We start from the raw sequence: 16,656 nt of genomic DNA, 5'->3' as shown, positions 1-16,656 counted from the left end.
TGGACTATTGCACCAGAGTTAGACAGCTTTCTAACCAAGTTGCAAGACTTTGTCGTGACTGAGCCAAACGATTGGTCACACACCACACCTGGATTGCTTCGTTCGCTGACACAACATGAACTCTGAGGGGTTGGTAACTCTTACAATCACAGGTAATGCCCAACTCCTTTAATCGAAAATAGGCTTCCCACCGCTCACAACAATCAATTTCAACCATAGAACTACTCAATAGATTTGATAGGGACTGGAGTTACCAGGACATGACCAACGATTGAACACATGTCATTGAATTTTAAAAAGTGGTCCTGGCAACCATTGGCAACAGCAATATATAAAACGCTTATAAGCCTCATTTCTAAAAGATTTCAAGTCAGACGCCGACAAACTCTTCTAGGTCAGGTGCAAATCTCTTCTAAGTACTTAATAAATAAATAAAATAGAAATTCAGTCATTAATCGTTATTACTTTCTAATCAGCCGTAACAAAATAACTAGAAGCTAATTGCATCAGCAGAAAAGCTAATGAAACGTGGGTGGTGACAAAAGTGGGTAAATCCCTAGTCTGCCTTTGGTTATAGGGAGCTACTATTGCGAATACGTCTCACGTGACAACAGTAAAGCCCATACATACCAGTGCTTTTAGTTGGTTTTGGTGAGCTAACATAGGGAATACGAACAATTCAACTATGCTGCAATAATCAGCTCAGTCGAGCTTTGACATCACGCTTAAATCCTTTCAAGGAGTCATACATGGTTAGCTTATCCGCACTAGTTACCCCCTTTGGTGAAGTTACAGAGAACGCGATCGCGCTAGAACAATCCATCACAGCACCTGTATGTGAAGGTCTGAATATCCTTTTAGCCAGTTTTCAGGCAATGTATATTCAGTACCAAAAACATCACTTTGTCGTAGAAGGGGCCGAATTTTACCAGCTGCATAACTATTTTGAAGAAAGTTATGACCAGGTACAAGGCCATGTTCACGACGTCGGTGAACGCTTAGATGGACTGGGTGGAGTACCGGCTGCCAGCTTTAGCAAACTAGCTGAGCTGTGCTGCTTTACCCCAGAACCTGATGGTATCTATCGCTGTCGCCAAATGGTCGAAAACGATTTGGCTGGAGAACAGGCAATAATTACAGTTCTACGTCGCCAGGCTGCCCAAGCTGAGAGCGTGGGGGATCGCGCCACCCGTTATTTGTATGAAACGATCCTGCTAAAGACAGAAGAACGCGCTTATCACCTCAATAATTTCTTGGCCAATGATACTTTAGTTGTCATTAACAACTAGCCAACCCTAGAAACAACCCAAACAAAGACCGGCCTCCCCTAAGGGGAGGTTTTTTAATGGTTTCCATTTGAAAAATATTCCCAGTTCCAATTGAACAGCAAATGAAAATAAGTGTCAAGAAGCTGGGACATTTTTCTACACATAGCCAGCATGTCAATAGCTATCAATGTTTTCTAAGCAACCATATGCTTTTATTCACTAGGGTTTTCACCACTACCTGGCAGATCGATCGGGTATGTCAGTATTCAATAGCCTTTACTAATAGGAGTTTGTCCTAGATTTAATTTGGCTAATTTTAAAGGAACTAGTCTCAATAAGCATGGGGATCTGAGTTAGACTAGCCGTAGTAAGCTACGCAGACTGGCATGGCAAAAGAGAAACAAATATTCTGTCTGGAAGGCCGTTTTGAAGGGTTTATGGCGGGGAGTAAGTCTCCGTTTAAGTACTTAAGCCTGCATGGAGCTGATGATCAGTATGCGGTTAAGCTACCTAAATCTGTACGGTTGATGCTGTTTCGCTACCTGCAGGTCGGTGACTGGATTCGGGTGATCGGTGATCGGTCCATTGATCAAGAAACCGGTGAGCCTAAACTAAAGGCAAAAGAAGTCATTCGGGTTAAGCCTTCGGATGTCGTGACTCCTCCCGCCAACTCGGTAGCTTCAACGCCACCGCCTGAGGCTAAACAGAAGAAGCCAAAGATCTTAATTTGTCAGAAGTCCAGTTGTCGGAAACGGGGGGCGTCTCAGGTCTGCCGTGAAGTAAAATCCACCCTCGCACATTATGGTTTAACCGACTCAGTTGACGTTAAGCTGACGGGCTGTATGGATAAGTGCAAAGCGGGACCGAATATGGTGGTGATGCCCCAAAAGCAGCGCTATACGAAAGTCAAGCCTGGTCAGATCCCTGGGGTGATTGCTGAGCATTTTCAGCAGCAGAGTAATGTTGGTTAAACCCTCTTTGCCATTGCGTTTGCCTGGGGGATTGGGAGCATTGGTGCTGTTATCGGTGTTTCTCCACGGGGGGCTGCTGCTGTTGCCCATGCCCCAATGGTGGTCAATGCCCGTAGAGTCTGACCCGGAGGAGGTGATTGAGGAAAGTGGTGCGATCGCTATTACGACTCTACCGATAATCCCCCAGTCCGATCCTCCACTTCAACCTGAAGCGCCCACCGTACAAGAGCCTGAACCTGTTGAGCCCCCTCCCCTGATCCAGGTACCCGATAATGGGTCGGCAATGGAGGATCTGTCGATTATTGAAGACGCTTTAGAAGATTTGGAGGAGCCTGAAGCGGTAGAACAACCGATTGAGCTTTCTGATGAGGATGAACTAGACCCTGAAAATAGTGAGCCAGAGGCTGGGATTGCATTTCAATTTGGCAATGATTTTCCCCACCTGGCAGGTTCACAGGCAGGCTGTTATGGCTTAGAAAACTGTCGCACAGCTGAAGGTCAAAACTATATAGACGCTGTGCAAGACATCACAAACAGATTAGAAGCTCAGGGCTATGAGTTAACCCCCTATGAGGGAAACGATGATTCTGATGTGCGTAACCACAGAATTTTTGAGATGCGTTTACCCGATAAGGCTGAGATTAAGTACCTGAATGTGTTTGGGGAAGGATTAAGGACAGCAATCTATATTATTACGCCGCGCATCATTACCCAGCAAGAGTTACAGACATTAGGGGATAGCCCACAGGGTGGCAGTCCATAGAGTGGTAGTCCACAAGTGGCAGTCCACAAGTGGCAAGTCCATAGATGGAGGCTAATCCTGTCTAGGACTAGGATAGCTTTTGCTCACAAAATGATTTTAAATCATCTAGATCTTTTTCCACCGCTTTTTTGATAAATAGCGGCATCACTATGGGCAGAAGCAGTTTAGGAAACAATTTTTTGCTGATGGCCTCCATTTGAATGATTAATGTGCTGAACTGACCAGAGGGAATGATGATGAAGATAGAATCCCACAATGTGCCATTGGTCTCGTTAATAATTCGGACCTGCTCATTTTGGACGGATTCAGTCACCTCAAATTCCATCATTGTCTCTTTATCATTAAGTACCCGCGACTGACGGAACCGGGTGCCCACGCCTAATTTGTTCTCTGACAAAAACTCAACTTTGGTTTCCCCAGAGATTGCTTGGGCAAATTGGCTAGGATCAGCAACCGCATTAAACACTACGGATACCGGAGCCAGAATTTTACGAGTGACGGTAATTGAGGTCATTTCAATAGAGATGATGGCACTTCAAGCAGCATCTCAAGTGTAATCAAGCATCTCACATCGGCATTTAAACCCTTAGATTCTGTTTGCCATGCAGTGTTCTTAATTGCTGACATGACCCACTAAGCTCCTCGATATGCCCTGTGATATATCGAGGAGCTTGGCGAGAAGAGGAACTTTGGCCCGAACCCAGTGGTCCGGACCAATCTGATGAAAGCCTATAACCTTTATACCCAACCTACACGGTCCATAATGCGCACAGCTTCAGACTGATTCTCGCCGAGCTGATTCACATTGAGGGTATCGGCATTAAAGGTGCCAAATTCGCCCACAACAGGATCCACAGGAATTCCTTCAACAACGGGGTACTCATTGTTGCCCTGGGCAAAGAATGCCTGGGCATTATCGCTGGCAAGATATTCCAAGAATTTAACAGCATTCTCACGGTTGGGCGCAGACTTAACCACACCAGCACCGCTAATGTTGACATGGGTCCCCCGCTCATTTTCACCCTGGTTGGGGAAGAACACACCGATCTTCTTGAAAATCTCTTGCTTAGCGGGATCGCTGTCCTTGGCGTAGCGGGGCAGATAGTACGTGTTTGCGATCGCAATTGCCCCGATGCCAGCGGCTGCCGCTTCAATTTGGGCCCGATCATTACCCTCAGGTTGACGTGCAAAATTAGCCACCAGTCCGGTCGCCCAATCTTCAGCATCTGCTGCACCATGGACAGAAACCATAGACGCCGTCAAAGACTGACTGTAGATGTTGCTGGAAGAGCGGGTCAAAATCTTGCCACGCCAGCGAGAATCTGCCAGTGCTTCATAGGTAGATAGCTCAGAAGGATCCACTAAATCTTTGTTGTACATCAGCACCCGTGCCCGCTTGCTGACACCAAACCAATGGCCATCAGGGTGACGTAGACTCTCAGGAATACGCTCTTCTAGAATGGTGGAAGATACGGGTGCAAAGACACCCTCTTGATCAGCTCGCCAGAGCCGGCCTGCATCCACGGTCATAAACACATCAGCTGGGCTGCGATCACCTTCTGCCTTAAGACGCTCTAACAGCTCATCAGCCTTACCTTCTAACAAATTAACCCGAATCCCTGTGCGCTCAGTAAACTCCTTGTAGAGCGTGTCATCGGTGTTGTAATGGCGAGAAGAATACAGGTTTACTTCACCCGTTTGCGCAACCCCCCGCTTAGGGGCAAACACCTGAGTTGCTGCAAACGCTGCTGTTGAACCAGCACCGCTAATCAAAAGAGAACGCCGTGAAAATTTCATAGATTCCGATCCTTCTGGTGACTACAGGCGAACAACGCCATCAATACGCATCGTTTATTAGGATTAATTATCATTCTGCATGGTGATTACTTTTAACAGATGAAAACCCAAAAACAAACTGGTTGCAAAAATCATCAATTTCTGCTCACTGAGACTAAGGTGAGCAACGATACAAATCCCGCTTGTATCAGTAGCCATCCTTGTCGTGCTTAAATATCGGGCTGGCGATATATCTAAGCGCTCCATTACTGAGCATGAACGTAGTTATTGACTCCCACTTTCAGTAATTTCACAGATGCCAAAGGATTATCCCACAGAAGCTTATTGACATCAATAGCTAATAAACTGAACACGCATTTAAGCGGATTTATCGCTTACAGAAGCGATAAATCCTTTGTTTATGGTAATTTCACCAGCTTTAGACACACGTTAAGCCAGGTAGTAATCATAATAAGTTTAACTAATCTATTTTCTATAGAATATATAGTTGATAACCAATATCAATGTTCTAGGCAGAAAATCCGATGGAGAAAACGACTCCATCGGACCACATGTGTGCGTTAAGGAAAGTTAATGGGTTAAAAGGGAGATTATAGATCGGCCCATTCTTCAGGCAGCATATTGGCAACCAGTTCAAAACTTCCAGCACCATCGGGGGTGAGCACATAGGCTAACCCTTGGGGGGCCGGATAGATACCCGTTGCAGCTTCAAAAATATCGTCATGACCAACAATGACCGTGTTTTGCCCAGCCTCAGGTACCGCTGTCAGCAGTGGCATCACGTTATCCTGCATTTCTTCCACCTGAGCATCGGTGTATTCCTCAAAAGGCAGGAAGTTTAGCTTGGAATTCTTCTCATGGCGACCAAAGGCTAAATCCGCTGTCTGCCATGCCCGGCAGTAGTCACTGGAGATGACATCACCCACTGGAATTGCTTTTTCTTCAAAGGCCGCGCCAATATCCTTTGACTGCTGTATACCCACATCGTTGAGTTTACGCTGGGTTTCACAGTCGTTGAGGTCCATGTTGGGATCAGCCTGATCCGCATAGTCACGCTCTGTTTGAGCATGTCGGAAATAGATCACATGACCGCCTTCTTGCAGTGCAGCCAATAAATCCGCGCCAGTTAGTTGGTCCTGAAAATCAGCATTGGCCTGCTCTCCAGCACTGTAGTCAGCACCGCCTTCTCCACCTTCTCCACCTTCTCCGCCTTCCCCGCCTTCAGCAATCTCAGCGACGGGTGCATCGGTCGCTGTATCAGCAGCGTCACCAGTCGTCGTTCCACCACCACATCCCACAAGAGCCACTGTAAGACCAAGGGTTAAAAATAACTCAACAGCTTTTGGTTGTCTCATCATCACTCTCCATCTGTTTAAAACAGTCATTACAGATTAATTACACTATTGAGAGTGGATGTCAAATAAAAATGTTGACATCCATTAAAATATCGATTAGCTGCCGATTCTGTTGTCAACACACCTAAAAAATTACTCCAGCATTACAGGAGAAAAAACCTGTGCTGACCGACAATCAACACAGGCACTAACGCGTTACGGACCTTATGGGACCTCTTTATGATGATGTTTAGGCAATCATCAATTCTCTGTGGTGAGCCTTAAGGGCTTTATTGCTGACAAATCGTTCTCTACCAGACCAGCGCATAAGCCCAGTGGCCTCCAGTTGTTTAATAAATCGGGTGATGGTAACTCTTGAAGTACCAATGGTTTCAGCAATTTCTTGATGGGTTAATCTGATAGTGATCAACCGGCCATGGCTCGTGGGTTGACCAAAATTCTCTGCTAACCAACAGGTAAACTGCAGCAATCGATCTTGTACCTGGCGGCAGTGCATAATTTGTAATAAGCGATTAACCTGGGCCGTATGCTTGAGCAGCATATCAATTGTGAGGGGATAATCTAGGGGTAGTCGAATCAGTTCAACGGCACTCAAACACTGTAATTCACAGGGTTCCACTTGACTGATGGGAACGCCAATAACACTGCCTGGGCTCCATAAACCCAGAACAACAATTTCACCCTCTTCACTCCATGTGACCGTACGCACTAACCCAGAGCGCACTTGCCAAAGTGTACACGTGTCAACAGAGATGCGATCGCGACGCTTAAAACGATAATTGGGTTGTAACAGCGTTGAAGACATAGTGAATAGAGTGTTTACAACATGGGATATAGCTAGAAAGTTAGTAATCTCCGTTGCTGATTTAAAGGATGAATCGATCTAGCAAGATTGTCCTACATCAGTATTTTTCAGATTAGACCCTCCCAAGAACCAGCAACACTAGTGATTTAATACAGCAGCACGGCTTAACTGTTCTACCTGTTGCCAATGGTGCAGGATGGTGGATTCGACTAAACGCGGCTGATCAAAGTGAAAGAAATGATGGCCTTCAGGACAGGTCCATATGCGATCGCTGGGCTTCAGCAACGACTGCCAACGTTCCGAACCATTCACAACGGCATCATTACCCCCTTGACATACCAACAATGGAGGCTGAATCTGGGTTGACTCAATATCTTGACACTTCACCAAAGAATGGATAGCGAGCCCTGAATCTAAATCTTGTTGCAGCATTTCGACCAATACGCGGGTGATATCACAACTGCGTTGACCAAACAACATTCGCGCCATCTGGGCCAACACAATCTCACGACTACAGGGTAACAACTGTCGCAAAGCATAGTAGTGTGCGTGCCAATTAACCCCTGGACTAGCTGCCACAGACAACAGCGTCAATGATCTAACATGTTCTGGATATCGCTGGGCATAAAGCCAGCCCACAACGCCACTCAAACCATGTCCTATTAAATCTATCGGCTGCTTGGTATGTACAAAATTCTTATGCAAATAGTCATGCAACAAACTGATGGCCACCTCTAAACAACAGGGCTCATCAGCCGTTTGAATATATTCCCAGCGAGCGATGGAAACTCGCTTTGACAGACGACACAATAATCTCTGGTCAAATCTCTTGAGATTAGGACTAACCGTCAACCACAACGCAGAGGGAAAGTAAGACATAGACAATAATGATTAACGCAACAATCTGATTAACGGGTTTTGATATTTGGTAAAACAACCTGGATGACGACAACGTCACTTCTCAACGTTATTTCTGAAATAAGCAACTAGTGGCAAACGTTTGCCCCCACTAGAAACAAACCAATCATGGCCACATTGAAACCTCCCAAGCCCACCAGCTTATTGATTATAGATTTCAATAAGCTTCGAAGTTAGTATAAATCACTTTTGGATAAATAGGAATAGATCTCGATAGCTGAATAATAAAAAAGCTGAAGCGCTTGGAGAAAAAGGCTTCAGCTTACTGAATTAAGTGTGATGACAGAATTATTAAGAATTCTTCCAATTAGTTAGGCTACCCACAGGAGACCTTGCCCCGTGATTTACAGCTAGGGCAGACACCGTAGAGCATTAGCTGACAATCTAAAACATGGTAGCCAGAGCTATCTGCCTGTCCTTGACCAATCCGATCAATATTATTTTCCTGAAATTCCAGGGTTTGACCACATTGAACACACACCAAATGGTGATGGTGATCCCGCAGAGGGCGGTTGAGTTCGTAATGCTTATGTCCTTCAGCCAATTCTAATTCCCTCAATAAACCCATATACACCAATAGATGCAACGTCCTATATACCGTTGACAGACTAATGCGTTCGCCATCTTCTCTAAGAACATCGTGAAGATCCTCAGCACTCAGATGATTGCCTTGACTTAGGGTCTGAAAAATACTGAGAATCTTCTGACGCTGAGGCGTAGAGCGGTAGCCTCGGGCATTAAGCTCGGCTTTCCATACATCATCAGAATAGAAAGACATGGGATTCTCCTTTGGAAAGGCTTCGCCTGAGCCACGCTATTTGGGCTATGCACTCCGCCATGGACTAGTTCGCATTAACAAGATTGATACTCATTCTTATTTAGAGGACCTAGATTGGTCAAGTTTTTTATGTTAAATAGCTAGCGCAATTGCCGAAAATGCCTATTAAATACCTAGTTTATCGACTAATCTAACGCCTTCTACAAAAAATCAGCATTGCGATAACCATAATTCAATGCCCAGACAGTTAACGATAGTTTCTATTAAAGATCGCTGACGGCTTCTCGTATCCCACGTCACATAAATAATATAGATTTTCAATAGTGAGGGAGGGGGCAAATCCAAAGCATGCCGAGGGGTTGCATATATCAACGGTAGTAACTCTTAGAAAATGGGCATAGAAAGAACAGCATCTACACGTCACAGGACGTCTATTCATGTCTCAACTAGCGCCTATTATTCTCGAAGACGGAACGACCATTTACATTGAAGCGGCCGATCGTAACGATATCCCCAGCGCCCCCCCTACTGATGAATCGGAACCAGGACGGGTGTCTAAAGGAGCATTTTCCTCAGGCATTCAGCGCCAGTTACCAACCGTCAAAAACACCATTACCCAGTACACCCGTTATGTCTTAAACGCCTTTAAAGAATTAGGCAGTGGTAATGTCGATAAGGTCAACCTTGAGTTTGGTCTGAAAATAGCAGGATCATCGGGCATTCCCTATATCACAGAGGGCAGTGCCGAGGCCAATCTACAAATTACCGTTGAATGCTCATTTAAGGATTAAGCGGCACCACTTTAACCCGTTGCAGTAAATTACCGCCATGGCGATATCCTACATGGCTAACACGTACCAGGTCTTCGGGGTTGGCCATGCCCCTGACCAATTGATGCTGTTGTGGATCATAGGAAAGCTGTTGGCCCACTGTGCCGATAACAGTCACCCCCCAGCTTTCCAGCAATCGTTCCACGGGTTTGACCAAAGGCAATAGTTTTTTAGCATCAAAGCCGTCATGCTCGGTGGCGGCTTTTGCCGCTGTGGGCCAATAAGTCAGCCAAGATTCCAGCACCTGCAGCGAATCCGCTTGGAATTGCTCCTGTAGATACTGGCTTTGTTGTTCTAACCGTTGCTCTAAACGAGCATATTCCTGGCGCAATCGGGCAACTTCGTCACTGGTGCTCTCCCCAATGGAAGCAGCTATGATTTCTGCCGTAGACTGTTCGGGGTCAAATGCCTGAAACAGCTCAGCAAGAGAGCATTCAAGAGCTGCTGCTAGCTTTTTCAAAGCAGTCACCCGCATGGTGTCAATATTTCCCTGCCTCAGCTGTTGTACCTGCCAGCGAGAGACCTTTGCTTTTTCGGCCAGTGCCCGCTGGCTAGGGATATTGGCTTGCTGCATCATAGTTTGCAGAGCCTGCTCGCTGGCTGAGGGATCACCGTGGTTAGATGCGTTGGACATTGACGTGCGGTATGAAGCGTTATGGGATTGTACCGCTTAACCAGAACCTGCTGTGCCTAGGGCCAGCCATAGAATCGTCGACTCCATCGAGCTGAGCGCTCCTATGGCTGAAAACTATTCCCAATGATGCAAACGGTTTCCTAGCGCCACTAATAGTGAAGAAATAATAATTATATAATTGACATGTAATATTGATAAATATAGGCTCATAATTAGTTTTATTTCTTGAAATATATTTTTAGTACAGGTGAGTTATGAAGAAGCGATTGAAGCCCCTAGAACTTTTTCTAACCGTCGGTATGATTGCCACCCTTGGTACGGCTTGTGGTGGGGGTGAAGGCGGTGAAGCTACAGAGCCTGCTGACATTGAAGACGTGGCCCCTGAGGGCGGTGAAGGCGGTGAAGGAGACGACGACGACGACGACGATGGCGACGACGAAGGGGGTGAAGGCGGTGAAGACTGATAGAGTCTTCAGCTTTCGAGGGTAGCCAACACATCGACCAACGCATCAATATCAACACTATTGTTATACGGCGCAAGCGAAATCCTAATGCGACCATTGCGCCTGCCACAAACGATTCGGTTACGACGTAAGGCGTCTCTTGCTCTCTCCACATCAAATTCTGAGTGAGCAAGCGTGACGATATGGGGAGAAGCCGACGGAGTCTCCAATGCTCGAAATGGTGTCCATCCGTATGTCTGGGTTCCCTGGATTAACCTGTGGGCAAGACGACGTGAGTGGGCCTCACGTTGACCTGCGCTCAACGTCATTAAATTTTCAAGCGCCGTTGTGAGGCCCACCATCGAAATGTAGGACATCGTCGACTGTGTAAAGCGTCGTGCGCCGGTGGCAAACGTTAACGTTGTGGCGTCAAAATCAAACGGATTGGTTGTTCCCATCCAGCCTGGAAGCGGTGTATCTTGCTCAAGCAAACCGGGAGCAACGGTTGCGATCGCAACACCACCATGCCCCCCCAACCACTTATAGCCACTGGTAACAACAGCATCAGCCTGCCAATGCTGTGAATCTATCTTCAGAATTCCTGCTGCTTGGGTGACATCGACCACGAGCCTTGCATTCACACGCCCACAGGCTTCGCGTAACCGGGGAATATCAACCATGGTTCCAGTGGAAAACTGAACAGAGCTGATGGCTACAACGGCGGTACGACTATCGATGTTATCGATCAGGCCATCTGTAAGATTCTCGGTTGCAATGTCATCAACAAAACGAAGAGCGCAATCATGCTCTTCCGCATATCGAATCCAAGGGCGAGTGATGGCTGGAAAATCTGTTGATACGGCAACAATACAACTACCGGATGTTGGGCGAATCAAAAAGGGAAGTTGACCGAGCAATTCACTAGCGCTGGCTATAATTGCCAGCCGATCAGGACTACAATTCAAGAGTCTTGCACCGCGCTGACGTAACGACTCAAAGAATCCCACCTCTTCCTCATCGGTCATTCTGAGATTGCCATGGCGGGCAATCTTATCAAGAAAGTCGTGCATTGACTGTACAGCGGGCTGACCAATGAGTCCTAATGAAGCCTGGTTGAGATAGACAGAATCGTTAAGGCTTGGATAATTAGATCGATCGATGAGAGCGTTAATCGTGAAGTTTGCCATATCCTAAATTCAATAGAAAACCACCTGATCTTGTCATCATATTCACCGTTGTGATCGCCACTGGCCCACGGAATTATGAGTGTTCAGCTGGTGGAGGATATTAGTCAGGTGGCGTTTGCTCCCATAATAAAACAGCCTAATAACACGCTCCCCTAAGAAAGATTCTGTGGGCAGAGGAGACTCAGCTAATAGTGTTCTACCCCCTGTCATCCCCCTAGTCACAGGGATAGGCTTCGCCAACGTTAGGGGGACACAAGTACTTGGTTATACCTGTTACTCGGAGACTAGTCCCCCGAGTAACAGGTATTGATTACTGCAACAAACTGCGTAGCATCCACGCATTTTTCTCGTGAATCTGTAGCCGCTGGGTCAACAAATCAGCCGTCGGCTCATCGTTGGCCTCATCTGCGATCGCAAACACTTCACGGGCCGTGCGAGCAACCGCCTCCTGGCCTTCAACCAACAGAGCGATCATCTCTTCTGCCTTGGGAACCCCCTCAGTCTCACTAATAGAACTGAGTTTGGCATATTCACTGTAGGTGCCAGGGGCAGGAAAACCGAGGGCACGAATACGCTCTGCGATCGCATCCACCGCCAGCGCCAGTTCGTTATACTGCCCTTCAAACATGAGATGAAGTGTCTGGAACATAGGGCCAGTCACATTCCAATGAAAATTATGGGTCTTGAGATAGAGCGTGTACGTATCAGCCAGGGTGCGAGATAGACCATCTGCGATCGCCTGACGCTGATCGTCACTGATACCAATGTTAATAGGGAGAGTTGACGTGGACATGACTAGTCTCCTGATAGTGAGTGGTGGGTCTTAAACGATGTCCAAGTTGAAATGGGCAGCTGCTTTTGCAAGAGCACTCTAGCCTTAGACATGCACAACGTTCAATAACCTGCTTGGCCAAACAATATAGTGCAGCGCAGCAATTATAGATATTGAAACCTTGCCTGACTGTATTTTGTGGTCTTCTTAATCATACTCATAACGACTTCGACTTGCAATATTTTTTTATTGACTACAGTCAATGTAAAAACACCACTGCATGGCAACATCAGTTAGATATAAAACTCAGACAAATTACCAACACAGTTGATCGAGGTTTGGGCTATGGTTTGAGGGATTATTACATTTGGGCAAATGGCATTGGCACATTGGCAGATAGTGAAGCGGTCCTTAGGCAAACACGCCATAGTTATGGCTGTCGGTTTTCTGGCTGTAATTCCCAGCCGTGGTCTAGCCCAAGCACCGCTCAATCCCGAAATTCAAATCGGTCTGGTGCAGCGGTTTGGAGAAGAGCGGGACGATCAGCTTGTCCTCACCCCCCTAAATGGCGATACCCTAACGGTGACCTTTGAAACCGGTGGCCAACCCCAGACAATTACCACCCAGGAGCTGACGTTGGCGGTAGGGACTAACCCTTTACCCCAACCTGTTTTACAAGAATGGGTGGTGCTCAGTAGCCACCGTAGCTTTGAAAGTGCCGAAGAAAGTGCAAATCAGTGGATAGCAAAGGGCATTGCTGCAGAAGTTGCACAACCGAGTTCTTGGCAGGTGTGGGCGAAGCGAGAAGACTACAATACGCCCCTGCTGCGTCGCTTGCTCTTAGAGAGTCTGCATGGGGCAGGCCATACCAATACCTTTATAGATAGCCGTGTACTCACCGAATCGCCTCGGGCGGCATTCATTGCCAACGGCTATCGCTACCATCGTCACAGCTTTAGAATCACCAGTGCCAATCGCCGTGTCCAGATGGCTGAAAATGGTGGGGCTAAAAAACTATTTGGGGGGGACTTCAAGATTCAGCCCAATGCCTATGGCGACTACACCTTAGTTAACCAGGTGCCCATAGAACTCTATCTGCGGGGTGTGGTGCCCCATGAGATCGGTCCCAGCGCACCCCAGTCTGCGGTGGAAGCCCAGGCGGTGTTAGCCAGAACCTATGCTTTGCGAAATCTGCGACGGTTTGCCATCGATAATTATGAACTTTGTGCTGACACCCAATGCCAGGTGTATCGCGGGTTGAGCGGTACGGTGGCCCGGGCAGATCGTGCGATCGCAGTGACCCAGGGTCAGGTGCTAACCCACAACGGCGAACTGATTGACGCGCTCTACTCCTCAACTACAGGCGGCATAACCGCCCGTTTTAGCGATGTCTGGAATGGGGCAGATCGTCCCTATCTGCAACCGGTGATTGACTCCCTGGCCACCAGCTGGGATCTCGCCGCTCGTCCCCTATCAGACGAAAACAACTTTCGATCTTTTATCAACCTACAAAGCCGCTTTAACGAAGACGACTGGCCCACTTTCCGTTGGCAGCGCTCCGGCACCTTGGAAGAAATCACCACGGGTGTTAAACAATACCTGACCAACCGCCAGAATCCCATGGCCAGCCTTAAAGCTGTTACTGGCCTCACCGTGACGGAACGTGCTAGTACAGGCCGCGTCCAAACCGTTCTAGTCAACACCGACATCGGTGACTTTGAACTCCATAAAAACGAAGTTGTCAGCGCGTTGATCCCACCCCGTAGTCAGCTCTTTTACCTGGAACCTCTGTATGAGGAGACTACGGATGAAGAGCAAACGAATAATGCTGGAGCAACAACAACCTCTGGGGAGACTGCCAATAGCACACCAACCACGCAGCCAACGCCTCCCGTACTTAAGGGCTATACCTTTGTGGGGGGTGGCTTTGGCCACGGAGTAGGCATGAGTCAGACGGGATCTTATCGCCTAGGCGAAAACGGCTGGCCTTACCAACGCATTTTGCAGTTTTATTACCCCAATACTCAACTACTGCCCATTAGCAACGACATTGTGTTTTGGAATGAACCAGCAACAACGATCCCAACGCCAGCAACAAATACTGCGGTAGACACCGCCCCAGCAACACAAGACCCGGCATTTTCACTGCCTTAGCAATTTGGGCGTTGCTGATCCTCAGGGAGATGAATCTAAAAATATTAGTGTTCTACACGACTTGTCATGGCGGCAATAAAAATGCAGGCCCCCTGGTTAACAGGGAGCCTGCATTTTTAGTCTTTACCAACGGCTAGAACAACGTTCAGACCATCCGTCAATAGACAACAAACAAGATGGGGCTTAGTAAAGAGCCTCTTCCTGGTGAGTCTCGATAGTGCAGTCGGAAGTGGGATAGCAAACGCAAGTTAGCACGTAGCCAGCTTCGATCTGATCATCATCCAAGAAAGACTGGTCAGACTGGTCGATGCTTCCAGCAGTAATCTTACCAGCACAAGTGGAGCAAGCACCTGCGCGGCAGGAGTAAGGAAGATCAATACCCTGCTCTTCAGCTGCGTCGAGAATATACTCGTCATCAGCTACGTCGATAGTGGTGTTTAGACCTTCAGCCTCATTGACCAGAGTAACCTTAAAGGTTGCCATGCTAGTATCCTCTACTATTGCAGTGATTGTAATCCTGTCAACTCTCAATAGTTCCCATAAAGTGTTTAGTAAGGAATCTATCAGATCAACATCATTTCTGATACTACGAGAAAACCAGAATGCTGTGGTACTTTTCTCAAAGATGGCTGAATGGTATTCGTAATCGAATCGTGGCTTTTGCCATGGTTTTACTTATACTTCTTCTAATGAGAATACTCGTCAATATTGCCAAAAAGCTCTTCAGACAATAAATGCAGCGCTTTATCAGCACTGGCAAAGCGCTGCACACACCTTGATCAAGTTATCATTAATTAATCTTTTCATTAAAAAAACTTATAGTCCATTTTATCTGTATATTGTTGATAGTTAATCTCCATTTAGTCTGGGTTTCTTTTACTACAAAGGGTGTCCATAATATGACGGTCTTTGTAGTCTAATTAACCTTTCACAAAATTAGTTCAACCTACTCAAATAACGACTTCTCTTTTTGTAGAACGTCGTTGCCTAACCTTCACGTATCAATGGTTATTTACGCTGCCATCATTGGCACTGGCTTTGCCGCGCGTAAGCGTGTTGAGGCCCTTAGGGACATTCCACAGGTTCATTTAGTGGCTGTTGCTAGCCGCAATTTTGAGCGAGCTCAGCGTTTTGGGACAGAACAACAGGTAACAGCTAGCCGTATTGAGGAGCTATGGCATAGTCAACAGTTAGACCTGGTATTTATTTGCACCGTCAATACAGAGCATGGAAACCTGGTAAATCAGGCTTTAGAGCACAACAAACATGTTGTCGTTGAATATCCGCTGGCGTTAAATGTAGAACATGCCACACAGCTGGTGTCCCTCGCCCGCGAGCGTAAGCGACTGCTGCATGTCGAACATATTGAATTGATTGGCGGGTTGCATTTAGCCATGAAGCAGCATATCGCTGCGGTGGGTACCCCCCACTATGTGAACTATCGCACCTTGGCTCCTAAGGATCCCGCGCCTGATAAATGGAGCTATTGCTCGGAATTGCTGGGTTTTCCGCTGATGGCGGCTCTGTCTCGCATTCAACGCTTAACGGATTTATTAGGCTCGGTGGCACACGTCACCTGTCAGGGGAGCGTGCAACCAAACTCAGGTTACTTTCGCAGGTGTTTATATAGCGCTCAACTCCGCTTTCACAATGGCACTTTAGCAGAACTCACCTATGGCAAGGGAGAAGGTCTATGGCGTCGTAGCCGCTACATAGAAGTGAGAGGAGACTTGGGCTGTCTAATATTTAATGGCAACCATGGCTGTTTAGTGACAAAGACTGGGGAACAGCCAATTGTGGCTGCCCCGCGTCAAGGGTTATTTCAAAAAGATACCCATTGGATAATGGAGCACTTGACCGAGGGGAAACCTCTCTATGTGCAACCTGAGGAGAGTTTATACTCCTTACGAATTGCCGCAGCATTGCAACAGGCGGCAGAGTCAGGGCAGCGAATCATGCTGTAAGGTCTAAGACCTAAGCA

The 16,656-nt window shown here is 47.0% G+C and carries 18 protein-coding genes; 7 read left to right on the top strand and 11 right to left on the bottom strand.

Annotated elements, in window-relative coordinates; genetic code table 11:
• Window positions 1-4: 4 nt before the first annotated feature.
• Window positions 5-217: an Asr1405/Asl0597 family protein gene (locus SPB21_RS08380; RefSeq protein ID WP_163660339.1), complete on the bottom strand. Its 213-nt coding sequence runs from the start codon at window positions 215-217 to the stop codon at window positions 5-7.
• A 532-nt stretch (window positions 218-749) separates the two neighbouring features.
• Between SPB21_RS08380 and dpsA the strand changes: the two genes are divergently transcribed.
• From dpsA to SPB21_RS08365, 3 genes are all read left to right on the top strand, one after another.
• Window positions 750-1,289 (top strand): DNA starvation/stress protection protein DpsA, encoded by a 540-nt coding sequence (dpsA, locus tag SPB21_RS08375; RefSeq protein WP_163702330.1) that lies wholly within the window; start codon window positions 750-752, stop codon window positions 1,287-1,289.
• A gap of 365 nt (window positions 1,290-1,654) precedes the next feature.
• Window positions 1,655-2,239, top strand: coding sequence for a (2Fe-2S) ferredoxin domain-containing protein (locus SPB21_RS08370; RefSeq protein ID WP_499866288.1), 585 nt, complete (start codon window positions 1,655-1,657; stop codon window positions 2,237-2,239).
• A complete protein-coding gene (locus SPB21_RS08365) occupies window positions 2,229-3,002 on the top strand; it encodes a hypothetical protein (protein ID WP_499866287.1) in 774 nt (257 codons plus the stop codon). The genes SPB21_RS08370 and SPB21_RS08365 overlap by 11 nt, the downstream gene beginning before the upstream one ends.
• Window positions 3,003-3,069: 67 nt before the next feature.
• On the opposite strand, the gene SPB21_RS08360 is transcribed toward SPB21_RS08365, so the two are convergent.
• The 6 genes from SPB21_RS08360 to SPB21_RS08335 form a co-directional block, all read right to left on the bottom strand.
• Window positions 3,070-3,516 (bottom strand): SRPBCC family protein, encoded by a 447-nt coding sequence (locus SPB21_RS08360; protein ID WP_499866286.1) that lies wholly within the window; start codon window positions 3,514-3,516, stop codon window positions 3,070-3,072.
• A gap of 224 nt (window positions 3,517-3,740) precedes the next feature.
• Window positions 3,741-4,799, bottom strand: coding sequence for a Fe(3+) ABC transporter substrate-binding protein (locus SPB21_RS08355; RefSeq protein ID WP_499866285.1), 1,059 nt, complete (start codon window positions 4,797-4,799; stop codon window positions 3,741-3,743).
• Between the two features lie 590 nt (window positions 4,800-5,389).
• The gene (locus SPB21_RS08350) at window positions 5,390-6,154 is read right to left on the bottom strand and encodes a histidine phosphatase family protein (RefSeq protein WP_163661684.1); all 765 of its coding nucleotides are present in this window, start codon (window positions 6,152-6,154) and stop codon (window positions 5,390-5,392) included.
• Between the two features lie 229 nt (window positions 6,155-6,383).
• On the bottom strand, window positions 6,384-6,959 hold the full coding sequence (locus SPB21_RS08345; RefSeq protein ID WP_006513766.1) for a Crp/Fnr family transcriptional regulator: 576 nt from the start codon (window positions 6,957-6,959) through the stop codon (window positions 6,384-6,386).
• A 138-nt stretch (window positions 6,960-7,097) separates the two neighbouring features.
• Window positions 7,098-7,838 carry an alpha/beta fold hydrolase gene (locus SPB21_RS08340; protein ID WP_163660351.1) on the bottom strand — a complete coding sequence of 247 codons (741 nt, stop codon included), beginning with the start codon at window positions 7,836-7,838 and terminating at the stop codon, window positions 7,098-7,100.
• 355 nt (window positions 7,839-8,193) lie between these two features.
• On the bottom strand, window positions 8,194-8,655 hold the full coding sequence (locus tag SPB21_RS08335) for a Fur family transcriptional regulator (protein WP_163660353.1): 462 nt from the start codon (window positions 8,653-8,655) through the stop codon (window positions 8,194-8,196).
• A gap of 437 nt (window positions 8,656-9,092) precedes the next feature.
• On the opposite strand from SPB21_RS08335, the gene SPB21_RS08330 reads away from it, so the two are divergent.
• Window positions 9,093-9,446, top strand: a complete 354-nt coding sequence (locus tag SPB21_RS08330; RefSeq protein WP_163660355.1) for a CU044_2847 family protein — start codon at window positions 9,093-9,095, stop codon at window positions 9,444-9,446.
• On the opposite strand, the gene SPB21_RS08325 is transcribed toward SPB21_RS08330, so the two are convergent.
• On the bottom strand, window positions 9,436-10,119 hold the full coding sequence (locus SPB21_RS08325; protein WP_163660357.1) for a helix-turn-helix domain-containing protein: 684 nt from the start codon (window positions 10,117-10,119) through the stop codon (window positions 9,436-9,438). The two genes, SPB21_RS08330 and SPB21_RS08325, sit on opposite strands and share 11 nt — an antisense overlap.
• 254 nt (window positions 10,120-10,373) lie before the next feature.
• Here SPB21_RS08325 and SPB21_RS08320 point away from each other — a divergent pair, with 254 nt between their 5' ends.
• Entirely contained in the window at window positions 10,374-10,583 is a 210-nt protein-coding gene (locus SPB21_RS08320; protein WP_163660359.1) for a hypothetical protein, read from the top strand.
• An 8-nt stretch (window positions 10,584-10,591) separates the two neighbouring features.
• Here SPB21_RS08320 and SPB21_RS08315 read toward each other — a convergent pair whose 3' ends face one another.
• Entirely contained in the window at window positions 10,592-11,749 is a 1,158-nt protein-coding gene (locus tag SPB21_RS08315; RefSeq protein WP_499866284.1) for an aminotransferase class V-fold PLP-dependent enzyme, read from the bottom strand.
• Window positions 11,750-12,059: 310 nt separating this feature from the next.
• On the bottom strand, window positions 12,060-12,542 hold the full coding sequence (locus tag SPB21_RS08310) for a Dps family protein (protein ID WP_163660363.1): 483 nt from the start codon (window positions 12,540-12,542) through the stop codon (window positions 12,060-12,062).
• Between the two features lie 411 nt (window positions 12,543-12,953).
• On the opposite strand from SPB21_RS08310, the gene SPB21_RS08305 reads away from it, so the two are divergent.
• A complete protein-coding gene (locus SPB21_RS08305; protein ID WP_499866283.1) occupies window positions 12,954-14,675 on the top strand; it encodes a SpoIID/LytB domain-containing protein in 1,722 nt (573 codons plus the stop codon).
• 183 nt (window positions 14,676-14,858) lie between these two features.
• Here the strand turns inward: SPB21_RS08305 and SPB21_RS08300 are convergent, their stop codons facing one another.
• Window positions 14,859-15,158 (bottom strand): ferredoxin, encoded by a 300-nt coding sequence (locus tag SPB21_RS08300; protein WP_006513757.1) that lies wholly within the window; start codon window positions 15,156-15,158, stop codon window positions 14,859-14,861.
• A 521-nt stretch (window positions 15,159-15,679) separates the two neighbouring features.
• Between SPB21_RS08300 and SPB21_RS08295 the strand changes: the two genes are divergently transcribed.
• Window positions 15,680-16,639 (top strand): Gfo/Idh/MocA family protein, encoded by a 960-nt coding sequence (locus SPB21_RS08295; protein WP_163660365.1) that lies wholly within the window; start codon window positions 15,680-15,682, stop codon window positions 16,637-16,639.
• Window positions 16,640-16,656: the final 17 nt, after the last annotated feature.

The organism is Leptothoe sp. ISB3NOV94-8A, assembly GCF_043421595.1.
Lineage (GTDB): Bacteria > Cyanobacteriota > Cyanobacteriia > Phormidesmidales > Phormidesmidaceae > Leptothoe > Leptothoe turfae.
Note: the sequence above shows the minus strand (reverse complement) of the source record. Positions and strands in the feature narration are given on the sequence as shown.

Excerpts from the sequence above, each read along its gene's own strand:
- SPB21_RS08300 (WP_006513757.1), bottom strand. The coding sequence starts at position 15,158 with ATGGCAACCTTTAAGGTTACTCTGGTCAATGAGGCTGAAGGTCTAAAC.
- SPB21_RS08345 (WP_006513766.1), bottom strand. The coding sequence starts at position 6,959 with ATGTCTTCAACGCTGTTACAACCCAATTATCGTTTTAAGCGTCGCGAT.
- SPB21_RS08305 (WP_499866283.1), top strand. The coding sequence starts at position 12,954 with ATGGCTGTCGGTTTTCTGGCTGTAATTCCCAGCCGTGGTCTAGCCCAA.
- SPB21_RS08340 (WP_163660351.1), bottom strand. The coding sequence starts at position 7,838 with ATGTCTTACTTTCCCTCTGCGTTGTGGTTGACGGTTAGTCCTAATCTC.
- SPB21_RS08320 (WP_163660359.1), top strand. The coding sequence starts at position 10,374 with ATGAAGAAGCGATTGAAGCCCCTAGAACTTTTTCTAACCGTCGGTATG.
- SPB21_RS08365 (WP_499866287.1), top strand. The coding sequence starts at position 2,229 with ATGTTGGTTAAACCCTCTTTGCCATTGCGTTTGCCTGGGGGATTGGGA.
- SPB21_RS08355 (WP_499866285.1), bottom strand. The coding sequence starts at position 4,799 with ATGAAATTTTCACGGCGTTCTCTTTTGATTAGCGGTGCTGGTTCAACA.
- SPB21_RS08330 (WP_163660355.1), top strand. The coding sequence starts at position 9,093 with ATGTCTCAACTAGCGCCTATTATTCTCGAAGACGGAACGACCATTTAC.
- dpsA (WP_163702330.1), top strand. The coding sequence starts at position 750 with ATGGTTAGCTTATCCGCACTAGTTACCCCCTTTGGTGAAGTTACAGAG.
- SPB21_RS08310 (WP_163660363.1), bottom strand. The coding sequence starts at position 12,542 with ATGTCCACGTCAACTCTCCCTATTAACATTGGTATCAGTGACGATCAG.
- SPB21_RS08315 (WP_499866284.1), bottom strand. The coding sequence starts at position 11,749 with ATGGCAAACTTCACGATTAACGCTCTCATCGATCGATCTAATTATCCA.
- SPB21_RS08335 (WP_163660353.1), bottom strand. The coding sequence starts at position 8,655 with ATGTCTTTCTATTCTGATGATGTATGGAAAGCCGAGCTTAATGCCCGA.
- SPB21_RS08350 (WP_163661684.1), bottom strand. The coding sequence starts at position 6,154 with ATGAGACAACCAAAAGCTGTTGAGTTATTTTTAACCCTTGGTCTTACA.
- SPB21_RS08380 (WP_163660339.1), bottom strand. The coding sequence starts at position 217 with ATGGTTGAAATTGATTGTTGTGAGCGGTGGGAAGCCTATTTTCGATTA.
- SPB21_RS08370 (WP_499866288.1), top strand. The coding sequence starts at position 1,655 with ATGGCAAAAGAGAAACAAATATTCTGTCTGGAAGGCCGTTTTGAAGGG.
- SPB21_RS08360 (WP_499866286.1), bottom strand. The coding sequence starts at position 3,516 with ATGACCTCAATTACCGTCACTCGTAAAATTCTGGCTCCGGTATCCGTA.
- SPB21_RS08295 (WP_163660365.1), top strand. The coding sequence starts at position 15,680 with ATGGTTATTTACGCTGCCATCATTGGCACTGGCTTTGCCGCGCGTAAG.
- SPB21_RS08325 (WP_163660357.1), bottom strand. The coding sequence starts at position 10,119 with ATGTCCAACGCATCTAACCACGGTGATCCCTCAGCCAGCGAGCAGGCT.